This window comes from Butyricimonas faecalis, from assembly GCF_003991565.1.
In the GTDB taxonomy this organism is placed as follows: Bacteria; Bacteroidota; Bacteroidia; order Bacteroidales; family Marinifilaceae; genus Butyricimonas; species Butyricimonas faecalis.
Map to the genome: position 1 here is coordinate 2,386,717 of NZ_CP032819.1, position 19,679 is coordinate 2,406,395.

General features: G+C 42.1%; 15 protein-coding genes. 5 read left to right on the plus strand and 10 right to left on the minus strand.

Annotated features, from left to right (window positions below; translation table 11 throughout):
• Positions 1–43 precede the first annotated feature (43 nt).
• The 6 genes from D8S85_RS10470 to alaS form a co-directional block, all read right to left on the minus strand.
• The gene (locus D8S85_RS10470; RefSeq protein ID WP_106480658.1) at positions 44–736 is read right to left on the minus strand and encodes a response regulator transcription factor; all 693 of its coding nucleotides are present in this window, start codon (positions 734–736) and stop codon (positions 44–46) included.
• Positions 737–762: 26 nt separating this feature from the next.
• Positions 763–2,364 (minus strand): sensor histidine kinase, encoded by a 1,602-nt coding sequence (locus tag D8S85_RS10475; protein ID WP_228423188.1) that lies wholly within the window; start codon positions 2,362–2,364, stop codon positions 763–765.
• Between the two features lie 160 nt (positions 2,365–2,524).
• The gene (locus tag D8S85_RS10480; protein WP_106625068.1) at positions 2,525–3,208 is read right to left on the minus strand and encodes a hypothetical protein; all 684 of its coding nucleotides are present in this window, start codon (positions 3,206–3,208) and stop codon (positions 2,525–2,527) included.
• 138 nt (positions 3,209–3,346) lie between these two features.
• Positions 3,347–4,645: a TlpA family protein disulfide reductase gene (locus D8S85_RS10485; RefSeq protein ID WP_127075044.1), complete on the minus strand. Its 1,299-nt coding sequence runs from the start codon at positions 4,643–4,645 to the stop codon at positions 3,347–3,349.
• 121 nt (positions 4,646–4,766) lie between these two features.
• Positions 4,767–6,488, minus strand: coding sequence for a tetratricopeptide repeat protein (locus D8S85_RS10490; protein ID WP_106480661.1), 1,722 nt, complete (start codon positions 6,486–6,488; stop codon positions 4,767–4,769).
• 112 nt (positions 6,489–6,600) lie between these two features.
• Complete coding sequence (gene alaS / locus D8S85_RS10495) at positions 6,601–9,228, minus strand: alanine--tRNA ligase (protein ID WP_106480662.1); 2,628 nt, start codon at positions 9,226–9,228, stop codon at positions 6,601–6,603.
• 240 nt (positions 9,229–9,468) lie between these two features.
• On the opposite strand from alaS, the gene D8S85_RS10500 reads away from it, so the two are divergent.
• From D8S85_RS10500 to D8S85_RS10520, 5 genes are all read left to right on the plus strand, one after another.
• On the plus strand, positions 9,469–10,443 hold the full coding sequence (locus D8S85_RS10500) for a M23 family metallopeptidase (RefSeq protein WP_106480663.1): 975 nt from the start codon (positions 9,469–9,471) through the stop codon (positions 10,441–10,443).
• Between the two features lie 33 nt (positions 10,444–10,476).
• Entirely contained in the window at positions 10,477–10,809 is a 333-nt protein-coding gene (locus D8S85_RS10505; RefSeq protein WP_106480664.1) for a MerR family transcriptional regulator, read from the plus strand.
• 45 nt (positions 10,810–10,854) lie between these two features.
• Positions 10,855–11,640: a Nif3-like dinuclear metal center hexameric protein gene (locus tag D8S85_RS10510; protein WP_106480665.1), complete on the plus strand. Its 786-nt coding sequence runs from the start codon at positions 10,855–10,857 to the stop codon at positions 11,638–11,640.
• 3 nt (positions 11,641–11,643) lie between these two features.
• Entirely contained in the window at positions 11,644–12,486 is an 843-nt protein-coding gene (locus tag D8S85_RS10515) for a zinc ribbon domain-containing protein (protein ID WP_106480666.1), read from the plus strand.
• 62 nt (positions 12,487–12,548) lie between these two features.
• Positions 12,549–15,173, plus strand: a complete 2,625-nt coding sequence (locus D8S85_RS10520) for a valine--tRNA ligase (RefSeq protein ID WP_106480667.1) — start codon at positions 12,549–12,551, stop codon at positions 15,171–15,173.
• A gap of 557 nt (positions 15,174–15,730) precedes the next feature.
• Here D8S85_RS10520 and D8S85_RS10525 read toward each other — a convergent pair.
• The 4 genes from D8S85_RS10525 to D8S85_RS10540 are packed head-to-tail and all read right to left on the minus strand — an operon-like array spanning position 15,731 to position 19,678.
• The gene (locus tag D8S85_RS10525) at positions 15,731–16,810 is read right to left on the minus strand and encodes a TlpA disulfide reductase family protein (RefSeq protein WP_106480668.1); all 1,080 of its coding nucleotides are present in this window, start codon (positions 16,808–16,810) and stop codon (positions 15,731–15,733) included.
• 28 nt (positions 16,811–16,838) lie between these two features.
• Entirely contained in the window at positions 16,839–17,396 is a 558-nt protein-coding gene (locus D8S85_RS10530) for a hypothetical protein (RefSeq protein ID WP_106480669.1), read from the minus strand.
• A gap of 30 nt (positions 17,397–17,426) precedes the next feature.
• Positions 17,427–18,059 carry a fasciclin domain-containing protein gene (locus tag D8S85_RS10535; protein WP_228423189.1) on the minus strand — a complete coding sequence of 211 codons (633 nt, stop codon included), beginning with the start codon at positions 18,057–18,059 and terminating at the stop codon, positions 17,427–17,429.
• A gap of 20 nt (positions 18,060–18,079) precedes the next feature.
• Positions 18,080–19,678 (minus strand): RagB/SusD family nutrient uptake outer membrane protein, encoded by a 1,599-nt coding sequence (locus D8S85_RS10540; RefSeq protein ID WP_106480670.1) that lies wholly within the window; start codon positions 19,676–19,678, stop codon positions 18,080–18,082.
• Position 19,679: the final 1 nt, after the last annotated feature.

Genomic DNA, 19,679 nt, shown 5'->3' on the forward strand with positions numbered 1-19,679 from the left:
TTGAGAATCAGATTCTCAACTTTTCTTTTTATAACCTTACCCTTTACTTCTCATCCAAAATCAAACGGAAACCTGATCCGTGTACATTTTCTATTTTGATCGCAGGATCATCTTTAAAATATTTTCTCAACTTAGTCACGTAAACATCCATACTACGAGCCGTGAAATAATCGCTAGCCCCCCAAATCTCGTTCAACGCCTTGTCCCGCTGCAACAAACCATCCCGATGATAATACAACAATTCCAGCAAACGAGACTCTTTCGGGGTCAACTTAATAACTTCATCCCCTTTCGTGATCGTACGCAACTCTGTGTTAAACAAGTAAGCACCCAACTCGATCAATTTAGGTTTCACCTCTGCCTCCTCGTGTTCGCAACGGCTGAGAATAGCCTTGATCTTAAAAATCAACAACTCGGAATCAAACGGCTTAACAATATAATCATCTGCACCGATTTCGTACCCCAACTTCATGTCATCCTTCATACTTTTAGCGGTGATATACACGAAAGGTACGGTAACGTCCAACTCTCGGATTTTCTTTCCTAAAGTAAAACCATCCATCTCGGGCATCATCACATCCAATAGACACAAATCGAACTTTTCCTTACGAAATGCTTCAAAGCCATCGACTCCGTTCGTGCAATGTATCACATCGTAATCGGATAACTCCAAATAAGATTTCAGAACCGACCCGAAACAAGGATCGTCTTCTACCAAGAGTATTTTATGTCCCATATCTATTTATTTATATATTTACTATTTCAACTCTCCATTTTAAAAATAATCTCTACCAGAGTTCCTTTGTTCTTCTTCGAGGTTAACTGGATCTCTCCGCCATGCAATTCCACGATCGATTTTGCATAGCTCAACCCCAATCCGAACCCCTTCACGTTATGCAAGTTCCCGCTAGGCACCCGATAGAAACGTTTGAACACCTTGTCCTGCGCCTCCTTCGGAATTCCAATACCCGTATCCCGAACACCAATAATAAAACGATTACCCTCCTGTTTCGTGTATATGTATATATTCAACGAATCATGAGAATATTTGATGGCATTATCAATCAAATTGCACACAACATTTAGCATATGTACCTCATCTGCGGACATTACATATCCCTCCGGGTCCAATTCGGCCCGAATAACACCCCCCTTCTCTTCTACTTGCAGCCTGAAATGTTCTACCGCTTCATCCACCAACACGTTCAAATTTACAGGAACTTTTTTCAAATGTACTTCTCTCCGGTCCAACTTGGCTTGTAACAAAATTCTCTCCACATACTTATTCATCCGCTCATTCTCATTGCGAATCATTGAATTGAACTTCAATATCTGGGTTCGGTCATTCAACACTTTCTCTTTCTCAATAGCAGATGTAGCCAGGGAGATCGTCGCCAATGGAGTCTTAAACTCGTGAGTCATGTTATTAATAAAATCATTCTTGATCACCGACAATTTCTGTTGTCTCATGATAATCACGATCGTAATAATAAACACGCTCATCAAACCGATAATACAAAAACCCGAAGCGATAAACATCCATCCCATATTATTATAGAAAAGAGAATCTTTCGCGTCAAACATCACGCACAAATTCGCATCTTTCGTAGTCTGGTCATTAGGAAACAACTCCACATAATAAAATCCTTTTGTTCCCTTTTCCTTGATATATTGCACAATCTGCTCCCGGGTCATGATCTTCCACGTGAACGGATTATCAATTCCCGTATTAATCATTTCCTCTTTCAGATAAGGACTCAGATCAACGTTCTCCAAACGTTTTTCCACTTGTGCCGTTTGTGGATCCTTCTCCCTCAAATAACGGATCACGAATTCCCGTACCAAATCCATCATTCGCTGACGTTCCAATGAATCGGCCAACCTTTCCGCCTCCGATGCCGCTGAACGCATCACTTGATACAGGATATTGTTATCCCTATCCGTCCCCAAAATATAACCGGGCTCCATTCGCCCTCCAGGATTCATGAAAATCCTCAACATGCTGGAAATATTTCCACCTTGACCACCTCCAATATTACCCTTAGAAAAGGCGAATGAAAAAAGAGGAACTTCATTATTATTCGAATTCTCATCCACAAATGCAGAATCCTGCGCGTGATTCATCGTAGAAATAACTTCCTCCACTTGCGTGTAGCGTTCTTTCAAATCATTAAAGAGACGGATATTATTGGTTTGCTCAACTAGATTAACAGCTTTCCCCAAAACATCGTACACCTTCGAAGTAAAACGAGCTTCACCTTCCCGCATACTATATTTTATCCAAATCCATTGCACGCTCACCACCGCAATAAAAGCGATAAGCATAACAATAGATAATATTCTGATTATTATTTTTTTAATCATAAGCTGCCATATACAATCAGCGAAAATAGCATTTTTATTTCATCATGCAATGAATTGAAAAGAAAATATCATGAAAAAGAGGTACCCGGGTAAGGTACCTCTAAAAAACAACTAAGTAATAAAAACGGGAAAATTAAAACCACCATAATGGTTTTATGCTTTATTTTAGCTTGCTCTCTAACACTTTGTAAATGTTACTTTCTTTATTTTCAACCGCCATTTTGTGGAACAACTTCTTTTGCAAATCCAAACTATCCACTAACTGATCTTTAATCAAAAATAAAGAAATTTCTTTACGCGGGTTAGCCACAATCAAATCTCTTGTCCAATTGGCTTGCTTTTTCAGGAAACGTTGTTTTTGTAACTGGTGAATACCCAACATCACCTCGTCATCCTTGGTAAGTTTTTCTTTTTTACTGATCTTTTCAATACGTTTGTCGATCTTAGCAATGTCTTCACCAAATCTTTCCTTGTACATCTTTTTGATCTCTTTGTATTCATCCATCAAACCGGAACCATCAGCTTCAATTTGATCCGGGAATTTGATCTTACCTTTGATCCAGATCATATCTTTGGTATCCAGAATAGCCTCAACCGTAGCTTTGCCATCGATATCAACCCATACTCTTCCCGGAATTTTAAACTGATCTGTTCTCAAATCTATTTTACCATCTTTCACCTCTTGTTGAGCCAAAATAGTCAAACCCGGTTCACCCGGCATCTCGGCCAACAATTTTACAGTTCCGTTCAGTCCTTCTACTTCTCCCCGTACTTTCACCGTATCACTATCGCATGCACAGAACAAAAGTGCGGCAAGTACTAAAAATAAACTAAATCTTTTCATAGTAAATAAATTTTGTATTCCATTCATGTTTTATCATGAATGCAATTTAATCTGTTATTTTATCAAGCTCCTATAATAAACCTACATCACAGCGAGCAACATTACTCCCTGTAAACATGGACAAATATACAAAAAAAATTATAACCCCACACTTCTTAAAAGTAATTTAGCAGAGCTTGATGGTTTCGGCGCATCCACATCGACAATCCGCCCCTCCGGATCTATTAACATATAACGGGGCATCACGGAAATCATATAGCGGGAATAAAAGGCATTCGTGTTATTTACAACATAATGCTCACCGGGGAGATTTTTCACTTGCCCCAACCACTGGGAAGGTCCCATACAAAAAGTAGCGAAAAGAATATTCTTATCCTTATACTCTTCGGCAAGCTTTTCCCATTCAGCCCGAACCTCTTTATCCATCTCGCCATAGCTAAAAGCCCAAACGGATATATACAGGTATTTCCCCCTTAAATCTTTCAAATATAACGCATTCCCATCACCATCCTGCAAAGAAACATTCGGAGCGGTAGCTCCCGGCGACAACTTACGCCAGCGATCTACCAGCTGTTTTATCTTCACCATTTTACTGGTATCTGACACTTCATTCCAACATACTGCCAACAAATAATCGGCATCTTTGAGTCCGTTTTCCTGAAAATAATTATAAACCACCTCGGACAACAAATAATCCCGCACCTTTACACTACGAACATTCGAGCGAATATAATTGACCAAGCGACGCATACTGAAATTTTGCCCCTTGTAATAAATATAATTTAAAACAAAACGTTGATAGCAATCAAAAGCCAACATATCCTCGTTGTTAATGTCAAACTCGGACACGAAATTATCATACAACACACCCGGCTTATATAGCGTATCAAAAGCCACGTGACTACGAGGATAATGTATCGCCTGCTCGGCAACGCGATACCTGATGCGTTCCCGTTCTTGTTTCGTGAATTCTTCTCCCAAGTTCTTTGCTTCCAACAAAACAATACCGGTATTGACATTCTCCCGCATTCTATTCACAAAATCTTTCTCGTCTAACTTATATAAATTAGGATCATAAGCAAAGTATCGATTTTGTTGTTCCTTCAAATAAATATTAATCGCGCTCAACGTACCTTTAAACTGCAAGGAATTTGACACATTCCTTACGTTATTCATACTGATCTCCAAATCTTCTCCGGGTGTTAAAAAAACTTGAATCGAATAAGGAAAGAAACGAGCATAGGTACCCTTTTCCAGTGCTATCTTACCGGAAAAATAATGTTTCTCATCCAGGCGAAACTTATGAAGACTATCGTTTACCCGAAAATAGACAACAGTATCACCCGTCTCAATCCGCCCCGACACTTGCACGCTTTTATTACGCGTACAGGCAACGAAAAGAAGAATAACAATTATTATACCTATAAAACTCCTCATGCGTCAGCACATTAATTTTTAGAAAGCAAAGATATACATTCGGCAAAAAACTATGTGTTAAAAAAAAGGTAAATAAAAAAGGCAACCACACGGTTGCCTTTTTGCATATCTTAACAGATAACTATTTTGTTATTGTAACGAAATCGTTGTTTTCAAAGAATTTGACAAACTCCATATCGGTTGCTGCCAATTGTTTGAAAGAAGCATCCAAAGAACATGCTTTCTTCAAGTTCTCGATAACTGCAGTTGCATCATTGGTTCTAGCACCAATAACAGCTTTCAAGTAATAAGACATCGGGCATTCTTTGTTTTCAGCATTCAATTTCTTCAATGCCTCGTTGTTATTTCCGGCAAGCACGTTAGCTAATGCAGCGTTTACGCAATTGCATTGTCCGAAATAATTTACAGCAGCAGCATAATCACCGCTCTTGATAGCCACGATACCCTTGTTGTAGTTTACCTCTTGACCGGCACCGGTAGCAGCACCGAAGTAAACTTCAGCTTGTTTCAAATCACCATTCTTCAAAGCTACAGCGCCCAAGTTGTTTTGAACAACCGGATTATTAGCTGACATAGAATTAGCTTTATTGAAATTAGCTTGAGCAGCAGCAATGTTACCCATTTCGAATTGGATCATACCTGCATCGTTGAAACCTCTCCAATCATTCGGGAATTGTCTCATACAAGCCTCATAGATCGCCAATTTATCGTTATTGTTATCGAATAACGTTGCAGAATAAAGTAACTCTTCTACATTCAAATCAGACGGATTTGATTTAGCCAAAGCTTTCAATTCGTCATCTGACTTACCGATCAATTCAGTATTTACAACAAACAAAGATCTTCTCAATTTCGGAAGGATTTGATCAGCAACAACTGCAAAAGCAGAAGCGATATTTCTGATTTCTCTTTCTCTTACTTCAGGATCAGAGTGCATAGACAATACGCGAAGGATCAATTCTTTATCCTGGATATTTGATTCTTCCATAGCTTTCTTGAATCCGTCCCAGTCCTCAGCTACAACGAAATCTTTGAAGAAATTCTCATCTTTATATTGTTCAACTTTACCTTTCTTCATTTGTTTTTTCAAGAAAGCAGAAGAATTCTTTTCACGTTGATTAGCCAATTTCTCGTTGAAGTCGTATGCACCATCAGGAGAAGCATATGATCTAACGTCAATTCCATTCAAATTCATATTTTCTTTCGTGGCAGCCTCTTTGATATAAGCCTCTAGCTTTTTCATCTCCTCAGAAGTCATTTCTTTAGAACGAATGTTTGCCGAGTTAATCAAATAATAGATAGCAGCCTCTTCTTGTTGTTTGATAATCCGTTGGAATTTATCCTCTCCGACTGAAGTTGCAGGAGCATTTACAACCAAAGTTTCAGTAGCGATCACACCATCACCAATCTTTCTCGGGTCGAATTTCGCAGTTTTAGCACCTTTTGACCCAGTAATATCGATTTCCAAATCAGAAAGTCTCATGGCATCCTCGTAAGGGATACGGCTTGTATAAGAAACGGTCTTACCTGTTTCGTAAGGAATCACTTCTGCATTACCCTGAACTTTCTCTCCTTGAATAGCTTTCATTTCATAAGCCTTCTCTCCCCCTTTGAAACGCAACACGGGAGTAGCTTCGATAGCCACTTTTTTGTTAAAATATTTAGCCGGGAAAGTTACGTCTATCTTCAAATCAACCATTCCTCCTTTAGCCACTAATGTCTCCGGAGTAACAGAATACGTGATTTCTCCTGCACGTTTCTTCATCTTTTTCAAAGAAGAACAGGACACTGTTATTAACCCAGATAAGGCAACAACGGCAATAAAACCTAATGTTTTTTTCATACTCGTCTTAATTTTTATTATAATACTCAAATTAGTTTACTTCCTTTTTCACAAAACAAAAGTATAAATTTTTATTAATATATAAAAGGCTGCACAAATTTTGTACCAAAAACTAATGAATTTTATCCAAAATCAGTTTCTCTGCCCTTTCCAGAGCTTTACTAACACCCTCAGGATTTGAACCTCCGGCAGTTGCGAAAAATGGTTGTCCTCCACCACCACCTTTAATTTCCTGAGCTGCGTCCTTGACAATCTGTCCGGCATGCAATCCGTAATCTTTCACCAGAGAATCACTGAACATCACGGTCAAATGAGGCTTGTTGTTAAAGACACCGCCAATCACCAGAACAAGATTATCCAACTCCCCTTTTAACTGGAAAGCAATATCTTTCACGTTGGCCGGGGGCATCATAACCGTCTTCACGATCATATTAACATCACGAATTACACGCTTTTCATTCTTCCACCCTTCTTTCATAATCCGTAAACTCTCCCGCGTGAATTTCTCCACATCCTTCTTCAACTCTTCGTTTTCGTTCAACAACTCCCTAACATTCTCCAACACACCGCGATTCGACTTGAACATGCGGTCAATCTCCTTCATCATCTTGAAATAGTTCAAGATATATTCCTCCGCCTTTGCTGCCGTAATAGCTTCAATACGACGCACCCCGGCTGAAACGGAACTCTCTGAAATAATTTTAAAGAACCCGATCTGCCCGGTGGCATGTGCATGTGTACCTCCACACAATTCCACAGATTCCCCAAATTTCACCACACGAACCAAATCCCCATACTTCTCCCCGAAGATAGCCATTGCCCCCATTTTCTTGGCTTGTCCAATAGGCACAGCCCGACTTTCCTCCAACGGATAATTCTTACGAATTTCCTGATTCACGATGGCAGCCACCTCCTCCAACTCCTCGTCGGTCACCTTTTGGAAATGTGAAAAGTCGAAGCGTAAATACTCGTCACTCACGTACGACCCTTTCTGTTCCACGTGCGTTCCCAACACCTTCCGCAAAGCATAATGCAACAAATGGGTAGACGTGTGATTATTTTCCGTGGCAATCCGTTTGTCCACATCCACCTTGGCCGTAAACACCTGAGTCAAATCCTCTGGCAAACGATCTGTTATATGAATGGTCAACCCGTTTTCCTTGTGGGTATCCAAAACGCTTATCTTCTCCGTTTCCGAAATCAACCAGCCGCGGTCACCGACCTGTCCCCCGCTCTCGCCATAGAACGGGGTAATGTTAAACACCAACTGATAGAGCGTCTTTCCCTTCGTACTCACCCGGCGATAGCGGGTAATCTGCACCTCTGTCTCCGTGTAGTCATACCCCACGAATTCCTGTGTATCATCGGCAATCAATTCCACCCAATCATCCGTGTTCACGGCAGCAGCCGAACGGGAACGTTCTTTTTGAGCTTCCATCTCCGCCTTGAACTCCCGACGATTTACCACTAATCCATTTTCTTTCAAGATCAACTCGGTCAAATCCAACGGGAACCCGTAAGTATCATACAACTCAAAAGCCACATTCCCCGGTACGGTCAAATAATCTTCGGCCTTGGTTTTCTCAATAATCCTATCCAACAACTTTATACCCTTATCCAACGTACGCAAGAAAGCATTTTCCTCTTCCTGTATCACCCGCTCGATCAACACCCGCTGAGAAGAAAGTTCCGGATAGTGTTGCCCCATAACCTCAATCAACACCGGTACCAACTTATACATAAACGCATCCTTTTGATCCAAGAAAGTGTAAGCATAACGAACAGCGCGGCGCAATATCCTCCGGATCACGTAACCGGCTTTCACGTTCGAAGGCAATTGCCCGTCTGTGATTGAAAACGCGATCGTGCGCAAATGATCCGCGATCACCCGCATAGCAACATCCGCGGCTGCATCCTTCCCGTATTCCTTCCCGCTCAACCGGGCAATCTCCCCGATGATCGGAGTAAACACATCCGTATCATAATTCGACGTCTTTCCCTGCACAGCCATACACAAACGTTCGAATCCCATCCCCGTATCCACGTGATGACTGGGTAAATTCTCCAAACTGCCATCAGCCTTACGGTTATACTGCATAAACACCAGATTCCAAATCTCAATCACTAACGGGTTATCCTTGTTCACCAATTCACGCCCCGGCTTTAACGCCCGCTCGGCTTCCGGGCGCAGGTCTATGTGAATCTCCGAGCAAGGCCCGCAAGGCCCCATATCACCCATTTCCCAGAAATTATCTTTTTTATTCCCGTACAGGATTCGATCTTCAGGCAAATACAACTTCCAATACTCCAACGCCTCTTTATCCTCCTCCAGATGATCCTCCTTACTTCCCTCGAAAACCGTTGCATACAACCGATTTTTATCCAAACCCATCTCTTCCGTAAGGAACTCCCAAGCGTAAGCAATCGCCTCTTTCTTGAAATAATCACCGAACGACCAATTACCCAACATCTCGAACATCGTGTGATGATAGGTATCATGTCCCACCTCCTCCAAATCATTGTGCTTCCCGGAAACACGCAAACATTTCTGGGAATCCGCCACCCGGGTTGCCTTCGGACGCACATTCCCCAGAATTATATCTTTAAATTGATTCATCCCGGCATTGGTGAACATCAACGTGGGGTCTCCCTTGATCACCATGGGTGCCGATGGTACTATTGTATGTGATTTCTTCTCAAAAAAATCTAAAAATCTCTGTCTGATCTCTGCTGATTTCATACCTTCTAAATTTTAAAATGACATACGCAGATTTCGCCCTTCACCCTCCATCAACTCCATGCACATTGCCCTACTCCTCGCTTGAAAAGAAATTTTGATTCCTTCCTGACATCCTTCCTACCAAGCACATGTCAACCGGGATTATCATGCTGCCACTTTGATCTGCTTTAATTTACCGAGTTGCAAATTTAGATTATTTCTTTAACTTTGCATCGCAAACACTATTTTTTATTAGCAACTATGCGAAAAGCAGGGTATCATTTCAATTCGGACACATTATCTTTTGATAAAATAGAATCATCTTTAAGAAAAAAGCTTTGGAGATTATTCAAGAAATTCTTTTCCAGCTTCTCCTTGGCAATTGTCATGCTGTACTTGGTATACGCGTTCATTGATTCTCCAAAAGAAAAACTTTTAAAACGGAAATACGAAGAAGTTCTCACCCAATATAGTTTATTAAGCAACAAGGTAGGACACTTGGACAACGTCTTGAAAGACATGGAAGCCCGGGATGACAATATTTATCGGGTTATCTTCGAAACCGATCCCATCCCGTCATCCATCCGCCGGGCTGGCTCCGGGGGCGTCGATCAATACGAACACCTAAGGCAAATTGACAACGCGGACTTGCTCATCGGAACAGCCAAAAAAATTGATGAATTATCAAAAGCAATCTATATCCAAAGCAAATCCTTTGACAAGATTGAAGAATTGGCTAAAAATAAAATCGATATGCTAGCCTCCATCCCGGCAATCCTTCCGGTATCGTTGAAAAACAAAAGCACCCACCAAGTAACCTCATCATTCGGCTACCGGATGCACCCAATTTACAAAACCCCGAAATTCCATGCAGGCATGGACTTCACGGGAACTGTCGGGACTCCCATTTACGCGACGGGCAACGGGGTGGTCATCGAAAGTAAATTTGACAAGGGATACGGTCGCCACGTGGTCATCGACCACGGGTTCAGTTACAAAACACTGTATGCCCACATGGATAAAATCTTGGCTAAAAAAGGCCAAAAAATCAAACGAGGGGACGTCATCGGATACTTGGGAAACACCGGACTATCCACGGGGCCTCACCTGCATTATGAAGTACGGAAAAATAACAAACCGATAGATCCCATAAACTTCTATTTCAACGATCTCACCCCCGACGAATTCGAGTTGCTAGTAGAGACCGCGAACAACACGGGACAAAGCATGGACTGATCCGATTTTAAATTTTAAATTTTCAAATAACCCATGGTGACTGAAGAATCATTAAAATTATATTATTCTATCGGAGAAGTCGCCGAAATGTTCGGTGTCAACACTTCCCTGATCCGCTTCTGGGAAAAAGAATTCGACGTGATCAACCCCCACAAAAACAAAAAAGGGAACCGTCAATTCACCAAAGCGGATGTCGACAATTTCCACCTGATCTACCATCTGGTCAAGGAAAAAGGAATGACCCTAAAAGGAGCCCAACAGCAACTCAAAAACCGGAAAGACGAAACGGAACTACACTTTGAGGTAATAAAACGCCTGAAAGGAATCAAGGAAGAATTGTTATCCATCAAGAACCAACTCCCGTAATAATTTAGATTCCAAATTCTAAATTTTAAATTCTAAATTCCAAACATGTACATAAAAGAGATCATTTCGCTCATAGAAGATTATGCCCCGTTAAAACTTCAAGCAAGCTTCGACAATTCCGGGCTGCTTTGCGGGGACCCGGAACGAGAATTAACATCCATACTACTATGCATCGATGTGACGGAAGAGGTGATCAAAGAAGCGATTGACAAGGGTCACAATCTCATCATCTCACACCATCCGCTTATTTTCGGCGGGCTAAAACACATCACCCCGGCCACTTACGTGGAACGCTGCGTGATCCATGCCATTAAACACGACATCACCATCTACGCCGCGCACACGAACATGGACGTGGTAGCCAACGGGGTCAGCGGACGTATGGCCGACAAACTGAACTTGCAACACCGGCAAATCCTTCAACCGGAAGGGGACCCGATGGCCGGCAACGGATTCGGAATTATCGGCGAGTTGCAGCAACCCGTTGAAAGCATCACCTTTTTGCAGCAAGTAAAAGAAATATTCCGGTGTGACAGGTTACGTTACACCGCACCTCACACCCCCTCAATACAACGGGTAGCGGTTTGCGGTGGAGCCGGAGCCTCATTCTTCAAGCAGGCGTTGACCGGACGAGCCGACATATACATCTCCGGGGATTTCAAATATCATGACTTTTTTCTCACGGAAAACCGCATTATGATAGCTGATATTGGTCATTATGAAAGCGAACAATTCACAAAAGAGATATTTTATGAGATACTTACAAAAAAAATATCTAAATTTGCGGTTCAGTTTTCTGAGATTAATACAAATCCGATTAAGTACTTATAATATATGGTGACGAATAACAATGAGAAAATGCAAGAACTGACAGTTGAAGAAAAACTGCAGAACCTGTATGAATTACAAAGAATTGACACCGAGATCGATAAAATCAAGACGCTACGGGGAGAACTACCGTTAGAAGTTCAAGACCTTGAAGACGAGATCGCGGGACTGGAAACACGTATCGAAAACTTGAAGGTTGAACTAGGTGAACTTGACAAAACCGCTTCCACCCGGAAAATGGACATCAAGAAAGCCGAAGAAGCGATCAAAAAATACAGTGAACAATTGGATAACGTTCGCAACAATCGCGAATACGACGCGCTAAGCAAGGAAATCGAATTCCAGAAACTGGAAATCGAACTGCAAGAAAAGAGAATCCGGGAAGCTCAAAAAGCAAAAGCAGAAAAAGAAGCGCTGATGGAAGAATCCAAAAAGCGTTACGCGGACAAAGTATCTGACCTGGAGGCTAAAAAAGGCGAGTTGAACGACATCATCAATGAAACTCACAAAGATGAAGAATCCTTACAGTCCAAATCGGAAGAACTTGCAGCCACCATCGACGAACGCTTGTTGACAGCATATCGCCGCATCCGCTCCAACGCCCGCAACGGACTGGCCGTTGTTACCGTTGACCGTGATGCTTGTGGAGGATGTTTCAACAAAATCCCGCCACAGAGACAACTGGACATCCGTTCCCGGAAAAAAATCATCGTCTGCGAATACTGTGGTCGTATCCTCATCGACAAATACATCTGTGACTACGACGGTTCGCAACAAAAAGCAGACCTTGAAGCACTCCTGGATTCACAAAAGAAAAAAGGAAGAAGACTTAGAAAATCAGAAGAATAAAAAAACAAGGCTGCTCGACAAAGCAGCCTTTTTACGAATATACAATTTTAATCTGAATCAAAATGATCCCGACAAACTACGACCCGCGAACGAGCGAAGAGAAATGGTATCAATACTGGTTGGAACACAAATTTTTCCATTCCACCGTTGATAAAAAAAGAACTCCGTATTGTATTGTAATCCCGCCACCTAACGTCACGGGAGTCCTGCACATGGGACACATGCTGAACAACACGATACAGGACGTACTCGTCAGACGCGCCCGTTTACTTGGTAAAAACGCTTGTTGGGTGCCGGGAACCGACCACGCCTCCATTGCCACGGAAGCCAAAGTGGTAGCCAAACTCAAAAGTGAAGGCATCGAGAAAAGAGACCTTTCCCGGGATGAATTCTTAAAACATGCCTGGGCATGGACCGAAAAACACGGGGGCATCATCCTCGAACAGTTAAAACGACTGGGAGCCTCCTGCGACTGGGACAGAACCTGTTTCACGATGGACGAAATCCGTTCTGCCAGCGTGACAAAAGTATTCATTGACCTCTACAACAAAGGACTTATATACAAGGGCGTCCGGATGGTCAACTGGGACCCGTCGGCCAAAACCGCCGTTTCCGATGAAGAAGTCATCTACAAAGAAGAACATAGCAAACTATACTACCTGCGTTATCGCGTTGACGGGACTACAGACGAATACATCACCATTGCCACGACCCGCCCGGAAACCATCTTGGGCGACAGCGCCGTATGCGTGAACCCCAACGACGAGCGATTCCGCCACCTGGCCGGCAAGAAATGTATCGTTCCCCTGGTAAACCGGGTCATCCCGATTATCCAAGACGAGTACGTGGACATGGAATTCGGTACCGGAGCACTAAAAATCACCCCGGCACACGACATCAATGACTACGAGATCGGTTATAAACACCATCTCGAAACCATCGACATCTTCAACGATGACGGGACATTAAACGAAAACGCCCAACTCTTCGTGGGTAAGGATCGTTTCGCCGTGCGCCAAGAAATCATCCCCGAACTGGAGAAAGCGGGCAACCTCGTGAAAATAGAAGACTACAACAACAAGGTAGGATACTCCGAGCGGACCAACGTGGTCATCGAACCCAAGCTATCCATGCAATGGTTCTTGAAAATGAAGGAGCTGGCCAAACCGGCCTTGGACGCCGTGATGAACGACGACATCCTCCTCACCCCGCCGAAATACAAAAACACCTACCGCTACTGGATGGAAAACGTGAAGGATTGGTGTATCAGCCGCCAATTGTGGTGGGGACACCAGATTCCGGTCTACTACCTGCCCAATAGCAACGACTACGTGGTTGCCGCAAACCTCTCGGAAGCAGTACAACTAGTGAAAGAGAAATTCGGTAAGGACATCCCGGCCGAGCAATTGCGTCAAGACGAAGATTGCCTGGACACGTGGTTCTCATCCTGGCTGTGGCCCATCTCCGTGTTCAACGGGATACTGGAACCGGACAATGACGAAATCAACTATTACTACCCGACGAACGACCTGGTATCCGCACCGGACATCCTGTTCTTCTGGATGGCAAGAATGATCATGGCCGGTTATGAATACCGCCACGAGAAACCGTTCTCCAACCTGTACCTCACGGGAATCGTTCGAGATAAACTTCATCGCAAGATGTCCAAATCCCTCGGAAACTCCCCGGACCCGATCGATTTGATCAACCAATACGGGGCAGACGGCGTTCGGGTAGGTATGCTATTGTGCGCACCCGCGGGGGGAGACCTTCTTTTTGATGAAAGCCTTCCGGAACAAGGACGTAATTTCACGACTAAAATATGGAATGCCTTCCGTCTGGTCAGCAACTGGAAAGTAGCAGACCTGGAACAACCCTTGCATTCCAAATTAGCCCTCGAATGGTTTGAACAATATTTGAACAAATGCAAGGAAACCTTGAACACGCAATTCGAGCAATACCGGATCTCCGAAGCACTGATGACCGTGTACACCGGCTTCCGCGACGAATTCTCGTCCTGGTTACTGGAAATCATCAAACCGGGCTTCGAACAACCGATCGACCGGACCACGTATAATAAAACCATCTACCTCTTCGAGGAAATGTTGCAACTGCTTCACCCGTTCATGCCGTTCATCACCGAAGAGATCTGGCAGAACTTGAGAGAGCGGAAAGACGGAGAAAGCATCATGGTATCCGTGATGCCCATACCCGGGAAATACGATGAAAACTTCTTGAATACCTTCGAGAACACGAAAGAAGTCATCGCCGGAATCCGTACGATTCGCAAGCAAAACAACATCGCCTTCAAGGATGCCATCTCGTTAAGAGTTAAAAGCAACGATCGCTACCCGCTACAATTCGAAAGCATCATCTGCAAAATGGGTAATATCCAAGACGTAGAAATGGTGAGTGACACGGTAAAAGGTGCCTGGAGCTTCATCTGCGACACGGTGGAATACTTCATTCCCGCGGTCGGAGAAGTCAACACGGAAGAAGTCAGGGCTAAACTACAGGCAGACCTCGCGTACGCCCAAGGCTTCCTGGCGTCCGTGATGAAAAAACTCTCTAACGAAAAGTTCGTCCATGGAGCCCCGGCACAAGTTGTCGAGAACGAGCGTAAGAAACAAGCTGATGCCGAAGCAAAAATCAAAGCCATCGAACAGCAATTGGCAGAGTTAAAATAAATCAACTCAGAATAAACGAATCAAAAAATCTCCGGAAAATTACCATCGCCCGGAGATTTTTTATGCCCTTTCCCCTCCTCCACTTCTCCCCCAAAAAGAAATTCCTCTTTAAACAGAACTTCTCCCCAACAAGAACACAATTCAAGCAGAATTAATACCCTATGTAACCATCAGCCAGCTACCATATTCTTATCATCGACCCATCTCAACATACACATTTACCATTTTTCTGATAATTTTCTCCTATTTTAATAGGAGGAGAATGGGAGCGGAATGGGAGGGGAATGGGAGCGGCTCGCATTATGATAGCAATATGATGCAACTTTGATAACTATATTCTACATTAATTCAGGATAAACACTTATTATTCTCCCACGGAACAGGTGCGAGCGGGGGAAGTGGGCTGAAAGCAAGAAATCTCTTTCTTGGAAAATAACGACTAAGAGGCTACAAATTGAAAATACCAGAGAACAGTTCTACACGCCTAAAGAAAAGTCTCTGGTATTAACATAAGTATAATGAATTACATTCTAAGTATTACGAGCAAGCACGCTTTCTCATTTCAACAACTCCGCCACCTTTTTTCTCAACTCTTTCCCCCGGATATCCTTCGCGATAATCCGGTTATGCTCATCCAATAAAATCGTATGCGGAATTGCTTTGATAGCATACGTAATCGCGACTTGCGGTACTTGCAACAATTCCGAACCCTGCTTCCAAGGCAACTTGTCTTCAGTTATCGCTTTTTCCCAAGCCGCTTTATCGGTATCTAGTGAAACACTGAACACCTCGAATCCTTTCGAATGATATTCCTCGTAAAGCTTCACCAGGTTCGGGTTCTCCTTGCGACAAGGCGCACACCATGATGCCCAGAAATCTACCAATTTTACCTTTCCCGGTATAGAATGCAATGAAATGGTGTCGCCCACCGGGGTCATCACGGTAAAATTCGGGGCGATGGCACCCACTGAAATCTGTTCCAAATGTGTAATCTGCCCCGCGATCAATTTTCCATAATACCCGTCTTTCACTTCTTCAGAAAATTTCCCGTACAATTCTTGTAAGATTTCCAAAGGTGTATTTTGCATCATTCCTGCCAAAATATAAGCAGAAACGAAACAATCACCGTTCCCACGAATCAGATCCAATTGCTTATCTACAGCCTTTTTGACAAAAGAATTATAGCCATTTTGCAACGACACCATCTGTTCTTGAGATCGAACCGATTGAGCCGCTTTTTCTGTCGCTTGTCGTTTTTCTGCGATACTCCGGTTTATTTCATCAAATTGTTGAAATAAATGTTGCGCTTTCCCCCCCTCAATCTTTACCTTTCCATTTTCATCCATATTTAACGTGTACTTCGTATTTTCCAACATTAACTGGAAACCCGTCTGCATATCCGTCATAACAATTAAAGCTAAACAACCTGACGGGGTTTTCCCGTTCAATTCAAAACATCCAGCTTTCAATTCTGCCTTTCCCAAAGTATCTAACGAATTTGGATTTGTACGTCCGAACAACCAAATTGTTCCATCTGGCATATTGGCTACTTTTCCAGATATCTGAAATCCTTCTTGAGCATAACCGTCAATTACCATCACGATAAAAGTCACGGTTAATAACAATATTTGTTTCATTATCAAATAATTAAAACTCTAACCAAATTTATTTTACAATTATTGTAAAAACATCATCCACATCATGAGAATATCCTTCATTGCTAATATTCAATGATATTACATAACGTCCAACGGGAATGGAAGAAGCATCTGGTGGTAATTTAAACATGCCATCTCCTCTTACGGTTAATAATTGTTGCATAATTTCAACATCCCCGTCAGAAGATTTGATATCTTTAATTCGCACATATATTTGTTGTGTCCCTTTCACACCTTGAATTTTTGTGCTTAACCATGGTATTTGCAATTTCCATCTTTCATAATCTTCACTATAATTCCATTGCTGCACTTTTGGAAACATCGCACTCATATATTCTTCCGGAGAACTAAAACCAAAAATCAAATAGTCTCTTTCTGCCCACCCCCAATAACGTTCCCACTGAGGATTCTTAGTAGAATCAATCATTAACTCTCGTCTTATTTCCAATGTATCAGGATCATAACTAGCATTTTCCGTAGACAAATAACCGACAGTGATATCATGACATGACGCCATCGATATACTAGCCAGTATTCCTATTAATAATATGAAAGTTTTCATCATTTTTAAATTCTTAATTCACATTCAACACTCTTATATTTTTCCCAACACATAATTATAATTCAATGCATGAACTACCCCATTCAATGGTTGTATATTCGGACTAGAAAGAGGCACCATTGTTTTTGCAGTAAAGGAATACAAAAACAAATGAGCGGCTCCACCGTTCGGCACAAACATATAATCATCAATATCCACGTAAGCTCTCAAATGCGAGCCTTTAAGTGTATATAAATCAGTTCCTCCGGTTTGCTCTGCTTCATAAATATAATAATTCTCATCCCGCTCCGCTATATCTTCTTGAAGAATTTTCCCTTTAACCACATGTTTCAACACGAGTTCTCGAGCTGTTTCTTTATTTATTTCCTGTACGCTTTCTAATCCTTTATCAAACAAGTAACGCAGTACAGAATAACTCGGAATTCCCCAAAACGTGATTTCCGGTAAAGAATCCACTTGTCCCTCGAACAAATCTGTTAAATCTGCCTGTTCTATCAATTCAACAGTCAATTCCCAATTATATTTATCTCCCCGTAAATATTCCATGATCGAACAATCATGATAAGGCGAACATGTACCCGTGTCCCACACGTCTTGTTTCGTTTCGCAAGAACTTAACACTCCTACCAACAGAAAACTTATCAATATTTTAAACATCGTTTCCATTTCAAATTTTACATTTTAAATTACATATACCTATTCCACCATGTATTCTGACGCAACGCTGTATTTCTTCCAAAAGACCCCGGAGCAATTGCCATAAATACACATCCATCAACAATATCCTGAAGTGGAATTTCTTTAAACCCTTCAGAAAGCTCTCTTCTCACGTACTCTTCGCCATTACGAAGGACATCAAAATAACGTTGTCTTTCAAATAACAACTCCTTTTCTCGCTCTTTAAAAATGGCATATCGCAGTTTATCGGCATATTCTGTATCGGCATATTCCGACGCATCATACATTTTTGCTTGCGCCCGAGCTCGCACGGCATTTAAATCAGCAATAGCTTCATCTCTTTTATTCAAGCGAGAACGACATTCTGCCCGCAAAAGATATATATCCGCCAAACGCCAAAATACAGCATTATAATTAAAATGATCAAAACGTCCTTTATTTCCACTTGTCGTTTTCACGTTAAGATCTCTAAAAAGATAAGGATACGCAAATCCCCCAGTCACGTAACGCAATGTATCATGGTTCATGGAATCCAATTTCCAGAAATAAGTTTCTCGACGCAAATCTCCCTTAGGGAACCATTTATCAACTGTTGATGCACGAATTAATTGTTTTTGATCTTTAATGCAATCAAGCCCCGAACCATTAATTTCCACTAGCAAAACCCAATAACAATAAGTTAATGCCCATGAATCCAAATAAGTGGTATAATACTCACTATCCATGTTCTTCCCTATTTCATCCCAATAGGGAGCATAACGCATTTCAAAAATACTTTCCGTAGATTTACCTTTAAACACGACTGTACTTACTTCCTCGGGGGTTGCCACCAAGTGATAAATTCCAGCTGATTGAGCAGTTTCACTGCCAATAATACTCGTACAAGCCTTTTCCGCTTCTTCCCAGTATTCCTGCTCATTGAAATTCTGATCTTCCGGACGAGCAAACCACTTCCAGCCAGCCTTCATTGCACACAAATGCGCGAGTAAGGCATTCGCGGCACCTTTACAAGGTACATTTTTGTATTCAGGTACATTTCCTTGTGAATCTTGAATTTTATCATATTCAGGAAGTAATGCTACTGCCTGCCGCACCTCATTAATCGTATAATCCAAGACTTCGGACCATGAAGATTTCGGGAATGCAGTTTCTAGTTTCGCATCATCACCGATAATCACACAATCTCCCCAAGTTTGCACTAAACGCCAATAAGCTATCGCCCGATAAAAATGTCCTTGTCCTTTATAAAAATTCTTTCTTTCCTGTGAAACATTAATTTGATCGGTATAGTGTAATACCACATTTGCAGCCCCTATTAACTCATACCAAGAGGTCCAATATCCACTACGAAATTGAGCGGGGTCCAAATTTCTCTCCGCAAACAAAGTCTCTGATGCCACGGAGTCCGCATAGTGTCCCATATACTCGTTCCTAGACCCGTGAGATTCTCTCAATTTTTGTGCACATAATCTAACTGCTGCCTCAATATCATTTTCTGTTTCATAAGCATTCTTAAAAGTAACCGAATTTTCCGGGTTCATATCCAAAAGATCATCACAAGCCATGAAACAACAACACAGTAACAATATAATTAGATTTCTTTTCATA